Source organism: Candidatus Kinetoplastibacterium blastocrithidii (ex Strigomonas culicis) (genome assembly GCF_000319245.1).
In the GTDB taxonomy this organism is placed as follows: Bacteria; Pseudomonadota; Gammaproteobacteria; order Burkholderiales; family Burkholderiaceae_B; genus Kinetoplastidibacterium; species Kinetoplastidibacterium blastocrithidiae.
On sequence record NC_019814.1, the window covers coordinates 94597 to 106793 of the forward strand.

The 12197-nt window shown below is 31.6% G+C and carries 12 protein-coding genes; 9 read left to right on the forward strand and 3 right to left on the reverse strand.

Translation table 11 applies throughout. The features are described 5' to 3' along the window. Positions 1–119: 119 nt before the first annotated feature. Together CKBE_RS00465 and CKBE_RS00470 are read left to right on the forward strand one after the other, a co-directional pair. The gene (locus CKBE_RS00465) at positions 120–1526 is read left to right on the forward strand and encodes a DEAD/DEAH box helicase (protein WP_015237650.1); all 1407 of its coding nucleotides are present in this window, start codon (positions 120–122) and stop codon (positions 1524–1526) included. Positions 1527–1543: 17 nt separating this feature from the next. Beyond that, a complete protein-coding gene (locus CKBE_RS00470; protein WP_015390102.1) occupies positions 1544–2743 on the forward strand; it encodes a class I SAM-dependent methyltransferase in 1200 nt (399 codons plus the stop codon). Here CKBE_RS00470 and CKBE_RS00475 read toward each other — a convergent pair. Continuing rightward, the gene (locus tag CKBE_RS00475) at positions 2735–3829 is read right to left on the reverse strand and encodes a tRNA nucleotidyltransferase/poly(A) polymerase-related protein (RefSeq protein ID WP_015390103.1); all 1095 of its coding nucleotides are present in this window, start codon (positions 3827–3829) and stop codon (positions 2735–2737) included. The genes CKBE_RS00470 and CKBE_RS00475 overlap by 9 nt on opposite strands. 137 nt (positions 3830–3966) lie before the next feature. Between CKBE_RS00475 and CKBE_RS00480 the strand changes: the two genes are divergently transcribed. Next, positions 3967–4623 (forward strand): 5-formyltetrahydrofolate cyclo-ligase, encoded by a 657-nt coding sequence (locus CKBE_RS00480; RefSeq protein WP_015237653.1) that lies wholly within the window; start codon positions 3967–3969, stop codon positions 4621–4623. Between the two features lie 88 nt (positions 4624–4711). Here the strand turns inward: CKBE_RS00480 and CKBE_RS00485 are convergent, their stop codons facing one another. Next, on the reverse strand, positions 4712–4939 hold the full coding sequence (locus tag CKBE_RS00485; protein ID WP_015237654.1) for a DUF1289 domain-containing protein: 228 nt from the start codon (positions 4937–4939) through the stop codon (positions 4712–4714). Between the two features lie 23 nt (positions 4940–4962). After that, positions 4963–6129, reverse strand: a complete 1167-nt coding sequence (gene metK, locus CKBE_RS00490; RefSeq protein ID WP_015237655.1) for a methionine adenosyltransferase — start codon at positions 6127–6129, stop codon at positions 4963–4965. Between the two features lie 897 nt (positions 6130–7026). Between metK and CKBE_RS00495 the strand changes: the two genes are divergently transcribed. The 6 genes from CKBE_RS00495 to hslV all read left to right on the forward strand — a co-directional run bounded on the left by CKBE_RS00495 (position 7027) and on the right by hslV (position 12161). Further along, complete coding sequence (locus CKBE_RS00495; protein WP_235043810.1) at positions 7027–7803, forward strand: lysophospholipid acyltransferase family protein; 777 nt, start codon at positions 7027–7029, stop codon at positions 7801–7803. A gap of 23 nt (positions 7804–7826) precedes the next feature. Continuing rightward, complete coding sequence (gene dapF / locus CKBE_RS00500) at positions 7827–8708, forward strand: diaminopimelate epimerase (protein WP_015390104.1); 882 nt, start codon at positions 7827–7829, stop codon at positions 8706–8708. A gap of 41 nt (positions 8709–8749) precedes the next feature. Further along, positions 8750–9736: a tyrosine recombinase XerC gene (locus CKBE_RS00505; RefSeq protein ID WP_015237658.1), complete on the forward strand. Its 987-nt coding sequence runs from the start codon at positions 8750–8752 to the stop codon at positions 9734–9736. 213 nt (positions 9737–9949) lie between these two features. Beyond that, entirely contained in the window at positions 9950–10975 is a 1026-nt protein-coding gene (locus CKBE_RS00510) for a CobW family GTP-binding protein (protein WP_015237659.1), read from the forward strand. A gap of 69 nt (positions 10976–11044) precedes the next feature. Beyond that, a complete protein-coding gene (dksA, locus tag CKBE_RS00515; protein ID WP_015237660.1) occupies positions 11045–11506 on the forward strand; it encodes an RNA polymerase-binding protein DksA in 462 nt (153 codons plus the stop codon). Positions 11507–11621: 115 nt separating this feature from the next. Beyond that, positions 11622–12161, forward strand: coding sequence for an ATP-dependent protease subunit HslV (gene hslV / locus CKBE_RS00520; RefSeq protein ID WP_015237661.1), 540 nt, complete (start codon positions 11622–11624; stop codon positions 12159–12161). The last annotated feature ends 36 nt before the right edge of the window (positions 12162–12197 follow it).

Sequence of the window (12197 nt, forward strand, 5' to 3'; positions counted from 1 at the left end):
TAAATAGAGATAGATTTGGTCGGCACGATGTTACCCGTCGATTGTCATTCAAATTATACAAGCCAAGTTTTGTATGATTTGAATAGCATAACATTTATATTTAATAATAAGGTAAAAGTATGTCTTTCGAAAAAATAGGAATCAATTCTAATATATTATCAGCTCTAAAAACATCAGGATTTGTATCACCGACTCCAGTACAAGAAGCAACTATTCCACAGGCATTATCTGGAAAGGATTTAATAGTATCTGCACAAACAGGCAGCGGAAAAACTGCTGCCTTTATGCTGCCTATATTACAAATGCTGTCACAGAAACCAAAATCTAATAACATCAATCCACAAGTGTTAGTATTAACTCCTACTAGAGAACTAGCTCTACAAATAACTAAAGCAACAGCATCCTATGGCATAAATATGCCATGGCTAAGAATAGCAACTATAGTTGGCGGCATGCCCTATAGAAATCAAATAAGAGCTTTGTCTAAAAGGGTTGATATATTAGTAGCAACACCTGGCAGGTTGATAGATCAAATGAAATCTAATAAGGTTAGTCTAACTAGCATACAAACACTAGTTCTTGATGAAGCAGATAGAATGTTAGATATGGGATTTATAGAGGATATAGAAACAATTGTTAAAAATACCCCAAGAGACCGCCAAACTATGTTATTTTCAGCAACTATTGATGAATCAATAGCACGACTTGCAAAGAAAATGATGAATAATCCCCAACATATTGCACTAACTAGTAGCAAACAAAAACATGACAACATAACTCAAAAATTATTTTATGCTGATAATAATGAACATAAAGTTAAACTATTAAACCATGTTCTTAATGAATCATCTTTAGATCAAGCAATAATATTCACATCAACTAAAAAAGGTGCAGACAAATTAGCGGAATGTCTATCGGATAATGGATTTTCTGTTGCTGCATTACACGGCGATATGAATCAAAGACAACGTACACGCACCATATCCCAACTACAAAAAAAACAAATTCGTGTATTGGTTGCTACTGATATTGCAGCCAGAGGGATTGATATAAACGGAATTAGTCATGCTGTTAATTTTGATTTACCTATGCAAGCTGAAGATTATGTGCACAGAATTGGACGTACCGGACGAGCAGGAAGAAATGGTTCAGCGTTGAGTTTAGTAACAAATGAAGAAAAACATAAAGTGCGTAGGATCGAAAAATATATAGGACAAACTATTTCTACTGAAACAATAGAAGGCCTAGAACCTAAAGTTACTAGATCTTCTAATGATATTTCAAATAAAAGAAATAAACATAGAGTCAACACCAGTAGAAATGGACTATCCGATAAAAATAATACACCTAGAAGATTTTCTTCCGTAAATAAAACAAAAGAAAAAATGGATACAAAAAACCCATCTTCTATTAGAGCCGCTTCTAAAAGCAACAACAATCAAAACAGAAAACAAAACACATCTAAAAGAAACAATTTCAAAGAAAGCATTAGAGATAATAAATTTTCTGAATCTAGAAGAATATAAAAGATTCTTTAATAGAAATGAACACAATTAAGTCTCTTTTAAAACACTTGCATCCATCATCAACAAAACACTCAAGACAGATGATGGATTTTCTAAAAAGAAAAATTAGAGCCTCAACGGAAAAAGCAATAAAATTTGAAGACTGGATGTTCGAAGCGCTATACAATCCCTTTCTCGGTTACTATACATCTAAGAATGATATATTATTCAACGAAAGGGATATACTGAAGAATGCTCCTATTAACGGAGATTTTATTACCGCCCCAGAATTGACGCCAATATTTGCAAAAACAATATCAAAACAAATTGATCAAACACTAAATTATCTTGGATCCAAGGATATTATAGAGTTTGGTGCAGGATCGGGTATACTAGCTAAAAATATCATACAAGAATTTATGAGTATCGGTATAAACGTTAATTATAAAATAATAGAAATCTCAAATTCTTTAATTTCCATCCAAAAACAAACTTTAGCTTCATTTAATAATCAAGTCGAATGGTTATCTAGTTTACCAAATAAGTTTAAAGGCTGCGTCATCGCTAACGAATTATTAGATGCAATGCCAGTATCAATATTTCATTATTCAGAAAATAAAAACATCATGGAAAAATGGGTTGGATTAGATCAAAGAGAAGAATTTATCTGGATAAATAAGCCTGCAGATGATAGGTTATTAAATGCAATGAATAAGATAATACCTCTAATAGGTCCTAACTACACATCAGAAATAAACTTTCAAAGTGAAGCCTGGGTAAGAACTATACCAGAGTGGCTAGAAGAGGGAGTAGTATTTATAATAGACTATGGATTTCCACGCTATGAGTACTATCATCCACAACGCATAACCGGTACATTAATGTGTCATTTAAATCATATGGCATATTCAGATCCTTTTACAGCACCTGGAATACAAGATATAACATCACATGTTGACTTCTCTTTAATAGCTGAATCATCAATAGAAAATGGATTGAATATACTAGGATACACTTCATTAGCAAATTTCCTTATAAATTCCGGGATAACAAACATTATCAATGATCTAGATAGATCCGATATAAAGAATCATATTAAAAATATAGGAGCTGTTCAAAAACTAATATCAGAAACTGAGATGGGAGAACTATTCAAAGTAATAGCAATAGGAAAAAACTTCCAAGAAGAGCTCATGGGATTTTCAAATAATGATAGATCTCAAAAACTATTAGTCTAATTCGTTCAAAATTCTCATCCTTTCTTTCTCTAATATATTTTTTATTTGGAGCGGGGCTTTACCATAAACATCTATAATGCTGCCTATATTAATCCTAACTATATTATTCAATATATAATACCATCTATCTATATCAAACCTTTCTAATGTATAAAGAACTCTCAATAACTCAATAAAACGATTAGGCCTTCTAAAGAAATCTACTTTATATAGAAGATTCATTACCCTCCTACTATCCTTAACATCTGATCTGAAAATATTATCTGCAATTAACGGGAGTAGTTTTGAATAATCTTTGCATGATGATGGCACTTTAAGTTTATTGCCTATATCTTCTATTTTATTAGAATTTATACATAATAAAGCATACCTGCCGGCTAAACTAATATCAACAGAAAATTTATTTAAAGCCTCCTTAACTGACTGGTTCAAATTCAACTCAGGTGCAACATAATCAATAGCTTTAGTTTTTAACATAAAATCTATCATTTTAGCGGGAGACTTCTCCATAAGACCTGAAGATAATTCCTTCCAAATCCTTTCTGGTCGCAAATATTTAATCTCCCCGCTATTTACTAGATTACAACATAGACTTATTGTGTCTCTTGCTACTTGAAAAGTATCAAATTTAGCACAGAATCTAGCTAATCTAATGACACGCAAAGGATCTTCTACAAAAGCAGGCCCAACATGACGTAGGATACCTAAATTTAAATCAGTCACGCCTCCGCAAGGATCAATTATCTCGCCTTCCTTATTTATTGCAATAGCATTTATTGTTAAGTCTCTACGTCTCAAATCATCCTCTAGCGTTACATCATTACCTGTATAAAACTCAAACCCATTATAACCTAACCCTACTTTTTTCTCTTTCCTTGCTAGAGCATACTCTTCCCTACTAATTGGGTGCAAAAAAACTGGGAAATTCTTGCCAACTATTTTAAAACCTCTATTCTCCATTTCATAAGGAGTAGATCCTACTACTACCCAATCCCTATCCTTAATCGATAAGTTGCATAAACTGTCACGTACAGAACCACCTACCGCATATATTTCAAGACCATGAGTGAACTTATCTTCATACATATAATTATTTCTCATAGATTAAATATACATATATCATATTAACAATATTTCTAATAAAAAGTAGTATTATATTTCATAGAATTGATATAAGTTACTCACAATAATATAACCTTATATAAAAACTATATAGGCAAAAAATGACAAATAAAAGAATTAGATTGCTGCTTAAAAACAAAAGATTAGAAATGTCTATAAAAGATAGAGATAGTGGTAGCTATCTTATAGAAAAACAACTTTATTTTTGGATAAAAAACACTGCCGCAGAAGAGTATGAAGCAGGTAATATTATACAAATAGCAACATTCTGGCCAATGCCATTAGAACCTAAAATTGTATCGCTAAATCATAGACTATCAAAACTAGATAATGTTAAACTTAGTTTACCTGTTACTAACGATCTAGATAAATATATTGAATTTAAAGAATGGAATCCAAGTATAGCTATGATAAGAGGGAGATATGGTATATTGGAACCATCTTCAAGCTCCATAGTAGCACAACCTCATATAATATTAGTGCCAACTTTGGGATATAGCAATAATGGCGACCGAATAGGATACGGCAGTGGTTATTATGATCGAAAATTATCAGAGCTTATAAATCAAAAATATAAATTTATAACTATAGGAATAGCGTGGGATCAGGGGTTAATAAAAGAACCTTATAAAGCTGCTAAACATGACATTAAATTAGATGCAATAATATCACCAAAAGGATGGGTCAAAGAACCACCTAAAATTACTAACCTTTTTGATAATATTAAAAACCGCATCTCATCAAGATTAGCAATATAATTTATATAAAAATATAATGATGGTTGTGTTATGCCATTGGCAACTAGTTTAATGAGATTCTTATTCTATTAATATTATATAAACTAAGCTAGATGTTGTTTTTGCGCAGATAACCATTTGACCTTATACGACTCCATACATCTAGTTTCTCCTCATTACTAAAAAACACCCAGTTAGAAACTTCAAACAAGGTGCGCCCGCAACCACGACAGATATCGTCAAAAAGTGTAGTGCACACACCTACACAAGGAACATCAGTAATACTTAAAATACTATCTTCAGAATTCTCATCTGAAGACTTTGATACCAATGTCATTTGTAAAATTGCCTCAAAATAAATTATATAAAACGCTTTATTTCTTTGATTTTATCTATTTTCTCCCATGTGAATTCTGGCTCTGAACGTCCAAAATGACCATAAGTAGCAGTCTTAAGGTAGATAGGCCTTAATAAATCTAACATATTTATAATGCTTTTAGGACGCAAGTCAAAAACATCTGAAACTAATTTGGAAATTTCATTGTCTGGAATAATACCTGTTCCTTCCGTATAAACGGTAACATTAATTGGATCTGAAACACCGATAGCATAACTAATTTGTACTTGACACTGCTTAGCTAAACCTGAAGCCACAATATTTTTCGCGATATATCTAGCTACGTAAGAAGCTGAACGATCTACTTTGGACGGATCTTTTCCAGAAAATGCTCCCCCTCCATGAGGACAAGCACCACCGTATGTATCCACAATAATTTTTCTACCAGTCACACCACAGTCACCCTTTGGGCCACCAATTACAAAACGACCAGTAGGATTAATAAGAAACTTTGTCTTGCTTGTAATAATACCTTCTGGAAAACTAGGTTTTATAATTTCTTCAATCACCGACTCTACTATTGTCTTATGCGCAACATCAGGAGAATGCTGAGTTGAAAAAACAATAGTATCAACACTATGAGGTCTACCATTGACATACCGAAAAGTTACTTGAGATTTTGCATCGGGACGCAACCATGGTAATCTACCGTCTTTTCTTAATTCACTCTGACGTTGAACTAGTCTATGAGCATACCATATCGGAGCTGGCATAAGACAAGGAGTTTCATCACAAGCATAGCCAAACATCAAACCCTGATCCCCTGCTCCCTGTTCTAAAGGGTTTCTATTGTCATCTGAAGATATACCAACTGCTATATCAGAAGACTGTTTCCCATAAGAAGAAATAACAGTACAATCATTATAATTCATGCCATAATCCGAACTATCATATCCAATGCTTTTGATGATATCTCGCGCTATTTTCACATAATCTATCTCTGCAGAAGTAGTAATTTCACCAGCTAGAACTATGATACCGTAACCACATAAAGTCTCAGCTGCAACACGAGCATCAGAATCAACTGCTAATATGGTATCCAATATCGCATCAGAAATCTGATCCGCTATCTTATCTGGATGTCCTTCAGAAACTGATTCTGAAGTAAATAAAAAATCGTTATTCGGCACAAAAATGATTCCTTGTAATAATTTAGGTTGAGCTAGCTTAGAGCAGGACTATTTTAGTTATTTCATATTAATTTATAAATTAAGGATGTCCTCTAATTTCAAAACTAATCAAATCACTGATAGTATATTAATTAAACTAATTGCTTGCCTAAATTTGCTTTAAATAAAGATTAAAAAACACATAAAAATAATTTCAAAATCGATATATAACACTAAGTTATAGCTGTTACAAGATATTAATATATTTATATCTTGTATAAATAGCAAACAAGATGTAGCACATCTTTAAAAACACTTAAATTTACTAAACCTATTATCTATACATTTGAAAAAGTTTAACAATCAATAAATTGATGATGTCTTGTAAAACTTCTGTAGACCCTATGAATATTATTTCCTATACAATAATGTATAATACCTAATAATATAACAATAGGGCAAATGTAAATTAGACAGTGTTTTCATATTTATGTTAGATATATTGCAATAGCTAATAATAGTTAAACAATTACAAAGAGAACGTTAATTATATTCTTTCTTTATGCTCTGAGTAAATTTACTTAATCAAATATTCTAAATAAATACTAGACTCTATTAACATAATATTATATGAAAAATGTGCTATTGTACTATGATAATTATGTTTGGATATATCATCTATTCCTCAATAAGCTAATTAACACTACAAAAAAACAAAGAGGTTATTTTCGAATCTAGCTGCACATTAAATTTAATGAATCTTCCTAATAATTGAACAATACAGTGACTTATTTATATATAAAATTTCGACAATTAAAAATCCTAATCCTGGAATTTATTTTTAAAAAATTATCCAGATTAAATGATGAATATAGAATAAAAATAAGCAGTATTTTCAAGTATATTATTTATATCCTTTTGAGGAAAAGAGTGAGGATAGCACGCAAGAATCTAAATGCTTGCTTCCCGCATTTAGATAAAAAAACGATAAAAAATTTACTGCTCGAACACTGTAATGCAATAGCGCTATCAGTTATTGACAGGAGTATATTATGGTATGGAAAGCCAGAAAGGATAAAATCTATAGTTAGCATAGAAAACATAAATATCATTCAAGACCTAATCAACAATAAAAAAAAGGTTATGATACTTATGCCTCATTTATTAGGAATGGACGCTGCTGGCACTATATTAAGCTTAAATCTACAAACCATGGCATGCATATATAGACCATCCGGTGATAATGAATTAAACTATTTTGTTAAGAAAGGAAGGTCAAGATTTAACAATACCATATTAATAGCTAATAAAAATAATATTAGAAAAATGATTAAGCATTTTTCAGAATATAGACCTGTAGTTTACCTGCCTGATATGGATTTTGGATCAAAACAATCTATATTCGTTCCATTTTTTGGAATACAAACATCTACTCTAACTACAACTGCTCTTATAGCAAAAAAATGGGATGTTATAGTAGTGCCTATGACCCCTTATATTGATACAAAAACTGGAAAATACAAAGTCATAATAATGGACCCCTTAAAAGATTTTCCGGGCAAGCTCTCAGTAGAAGAAGCTACTACTCTAATAAATCAAAAAATAGAAACTTGGATAAGAAGAGCTCCATCTCAATATTATTGGATACATAGAAGGTTTAAGACAAGACCTAATGGACAAAAGAGCTTATACTAATTTTGAAACAAGGAATTAAATAAATGAAACTGGATTTCACAAAGATGCATGGCATAGGCAATGATTTTATAGTTATAAATGGAATAAATCAATCGGTAATGATGACAACAGGACTTGCTAAGGCTCTTGCAGATAGAAATTTCGGTATAGGAGCAGATCAAATTCTATTAGTAGAAAAAACCAATAATAGTGGTGCTGACTTTCGATATAGAATATTCAATGCAGATGGTAGTGAAGTGGAGCACTGTGGTAATGGAGCAAGATGCTTTGTTAGATTCATACATAAAAATGGATTGTCATATAAGAACCCTATAACAGCAGAAATATCAGGAGGAACAGTAATATCTCTATATGAAAATAATGATGGTTCAGTCATAGTTAACATGGGGGCTCCTAAATCACTTCCTTTTGATAGTTCAAAATTGAAGTCAAAAATACAATCACATGAGATATTGTGGCAACTAGAATCAACAATTGGCACAAAGATATATTTTTCTGTATTGTCTATACCTAACCCTCATGCAGTGATATATGTAGAAAAACTTAATGACAATTTTATTAAAGAAATAGGACCTTTTTTAGAATCTAATGTAATATTCTCACAAGGAGTAAATGTTGGATTTGCACAAGTAAAAAATCGTAATAATATTTCACTGAGAGTTTACGAAAGAGGATCGGGAGAAACTTTATCCTGTGGTACTGGAGCATGTGCTGCTGTAGTCTCAGGAATTAGAAGAGGCTTATTAGATTCTCCAGTATATGTAAACACACGCGGCGGCACCCTATTAATATTTTTGGATGGGGAAAATATACAAATGCAAGGACCAGCTGAATTTGTATTTGATGGCGCTATAGACATAACCAAACTTTTGTCTCAAAGAGCTGCTATGAATAAATCTATATAGCACTTTCCTTATATTTCATAAAAAAACATAAAGGTGATTTATTGATAAAAAATAAAGATTTTAAAAAAAATAATCTTAAGAAACCACTAAGTGATTGGTTGGTATACATTTATACCAATTTGCGCTATTCAAAGAATACCTTTGATAACTATAAACATGACCTATCTTTACTAAATGAATTCACAGGTGAAAACAATATTTCTCTAGAGGAAGTAACCACAGAAAACGTGCGAAATTTTTTTGCAAAAAAACACTCCCAAGGCGTTGGTCCTAAAGGAATAGCAAGAACTTTGTCAGCATGGAGAAGTTTCTACAAGTGGTGGGGACCAAAAATTAATATGATGAGCAATCCAATATCCGGAATTCGTCCACCAAAAGCGACTCGTCCTTTACCAAAATCACTTTCAGTCGATCAGATAAAAAACTTGCTTGACATGAATGAGTATCAAGCAAATAAAACCTCTGATTGCATAATATTCCGTGATCAAGCTATTTTTGAATTATTGTACTCTAGCGGATTACGTTTATCTGAATTAATATCAATCGATATAAAATATGAATCTAATATAAACTATAAATCTACAAGTTGGATAAACTTGAATCAATCAGAAATAATAGTTCTAGGAAAAGGAAACAAACAAAGAAAATTACCAATAGGTAATACTGCTCTAAACGCTATAAAGAAATGGATTGATTTGCGCGAGAAATTTGTATTAAAAACTAACTCGATAAATGATAGGCATGCCCTATTTCTTGGAATAAAAGGAAGAAGGATCTCACCTAGAGTTATTCAGATGCAATTATTAAAACTGTCTAAAACATCAAATTTATGTATGCATATATCCCCTCATATGATCAGACATAGTTTCGCAAGTCATTTGCTACAATCCTCGCAAAACTTACGTGCTGTACAAGAGCTCTTGGGTCATAAAACAATATCAACAACCCAAATATACACGAAACTTGACTTCCAGCACTTGGCATCTGTATATGACAAAACACACCCAAGAGCAATAAGAAAAAAATAATCAAACTATATCAATAATTTTATAACCATTTTGATAAATTAAATTGACGCTTAATTTCTTATAACATATGCTTATGGACTTGAACTAGTCTATGACAAATTAAATAAATATTGAATCAAGTCTGAAATTCGTTGATCTTGGTCATATTAAATGTCTTCATATAGCTATAGTGTACATATCAATACACTATCTAACTCAATAGAGAATATAGTTATGGCACCTTATAGAGATTTAAATAATATGATACCAGTAACAATAATTACTGGATTTTTAGGCGCTGGGAAAACTACTTTAATAAAAAATATTCTATATAAATTAAAAGATTACCAACTTGCTATTATAGAAAATGAATTTGGACCTGAAAGCATCGACAATGAACTATTATTTCAAAATTCAAAAGAAGAAATTATAGAATTATCTAATGGTTGTATATGTTGTTCTATACGTGGTGATCTGGTTAAAACTTTAAATGATCTCAAAACAAAAAAGTTAAATAAATCGTTAAATTTTGACCATGTTATAATAGAAACAACTGGCATAGCAAACCCAGGGCCAATTTGTCAAACGTTCTTTATTGATAATGATATAGCTAATTATTATAGATTAGATTCTGTAGTTGCTTTAGTAGATGCTAAGCATGGTATCGATACATTAAAAAATCAAATAGAGGCACAAAAACAAATAGGCTTTGCCGATCGAATTCTAGTGTCAAAATCTGATTTGGTTGATGATAAAGAATTTAATTTGCTAAAAAAACACTTAATAAAAATAAATCCAAGATCCCCTATAAAAAAGACAAATTATGGAGATATAAACATAGAGGATATATTGAATATTAATGGCTTTAATTTAAATGATGCACTGGATATAAACTCAGAATTTATAAACCAAGAAGAACATATCTGTTCTGAAGATTGTCATCATAATAACGAGATAAGTTCGTTTGTTTTTTTATCAAATAAGCCATTTTGTTCTAAAAAATTAGAAATAGTTCTGAGCTATCTTACAGAAAAATATGGTCCTAATATGTTGAGGTACAAAGGCATTCTGTATATGCATGACACAAACAAACGCATTATACTCCAGGGAGTTCATATGCTAATGGGAGCAGAACAAGGTAATGAATGGGAGTCCGCACAAAAACCAAATACAAAAATAGTTTTTATAGGTCATAAATTACCCAGAGAACTATTTGTAGAAAAGTTAAATGAATGCACTATGGATATTAGTGAAATTTAATACTATGAACTTTAGTTAAAGTAATCGCTTGTTTCTAATAGCATTAAATTATTAATGGGTACCTTTAATATGAAAAATAATGATAAAAATATAAATAAATATGCTCCAAATGGAAGAAATAACAATTTTTTAAGTGAAAACTATATTCTTTCGATGTCAGAAGAGGATTACATGAATGATGTTCAACTGTCATTTTTTAAAAATAAACTTAAACAATTAGAGCAAGAAATTTTATTAAAAGCAGAGGAAACTACTGAATACCTAAGAGAAACTCAATTTGTACCAGACCCTGCCGATAGAGCTACTATAGAGGAAGAACATACGATCGAACTAAGAACTAGAGACAGAGAACGCAAATTATTGAAAAAAATACAGAAATCAATTTCTAGAATAGAGACTGGTGAATATGGCTGGTGTGAAGAGACAGGTGAACCTATAGGAATACCTAGACTCTTAGCAAGACCAACTGCAACTTTATCTCTAGAGGCGCAAGAAAGAAGAGAAATGCGACAAAAACTATATGGTGGATAGTAATCTTATACTCTTTTATAAGCATCATATTCTTAAATTTAAATATGAATTTCCCTTATGACTTTCAAGTTTTTGGAAGTATGCTGACTAGTTATATATTAAATATGGAGGTTTTATGGAATCGTTTCATGCTACGACCATAATATGTGCCCGTCGTGGCAATAAAGTTGCATTGGGTGGTGATGGACAAGTAACCATGGGCAATATAGTGATAAAAGGCACAGCAAGAAAAATTCTACGTCTTCACAAAGATACAGTGCTGGCTGGTTTTGCTGGAGCCACAGCGGATGCTTTCACACTACAAGAATTATTTGAAGCAAAGTTAGACAAGCATCAGGGCAATCTAATAAGATCTGCTGTAGAAATGACCAAAGACTGGCGTACAGATAGGATTCTAAGACGTCTAGAAGCTATGCTAATAGTAGCCGATATAGAACATACTTTAGTGCTTACTGGTAATGGTGATGTTCTTGAACCAGAACATGGTATAGCTGCTATAGGATCTGGTGGAGCCTATGCACATGCAGCGGCTATGGGGTTAATTTCTAACACAGAATTATCTCCGTTAGACATAGTAAAAAAATCGCTAATGATTGCATCAGAATTATGCATATACACTAATGGTAACCATATCATTGAAACTTTAGATAATTAATTGCTATTACTCAAATAATTACATACTATTAATAAG

Bases quoted from the DNA above. Each gene is read 5' to 3' on its own strand.
- CKBE_RS00465 (WP_015237650.1), top strand. From the start codon at position 120: ATGTCTTTCGAAAAAATAGGAATCAATTCTAATATATTATCAGCTCTA.
- CKBE_RS00470 (WP_015390102.1), top strand. From the start codon at position 1,544: ATGAACACAATTAAGTCTCTTTTAAAACACTTGCATCCATCATCAACA.
- CKBE_RS00475 (WP_015390103.1), bottom strand. From the start codon at position 3,829: ATGTATGAAGATAAGTTCACTCATGGTCTTGAAATATATGCGGTAGGT.
- CKBE_RS00480 (WP_015237653.1), top strand. From the start codon at position 3,967: ATGACAAATAAAAGAATTAGATTGCTGCTTAAAAACAAAAGATTAGAA.
- CKBE_RS00485 (WP_015237654.1), bottom strand. From the start codon at position 4,939: ATGACATTGGTATCAAAGTCTTCAGATGAGAATTCTGAAGATAGTATT.
- dapF (WP_015390104.1), top strand. From the start codon at position 7,827: ATGAAACTGGATTTCACAAAGATGCATGGCATAGGCAATGATTTTATA.
- CKBE_RS00510 (WP_015237659.1), top strand. From the start codon at position 9,950: ATGGCACCTTATAGAGATTTAAATAATATGATACCAGTAACAATAATT.
- dksA (WP_015237660.1), top strand. From the start codon at position 11,045: ATGAAAAATAATGATAAAAATATAAATAAATATGCTCCAAATGGAAGA.
- hslV (WP_015237661.1), top strand. From the start codon at position 11,622: ATGGAATCGTTTCATGCTACGACCATAATATGTGCCCGTCGTGGCAAT.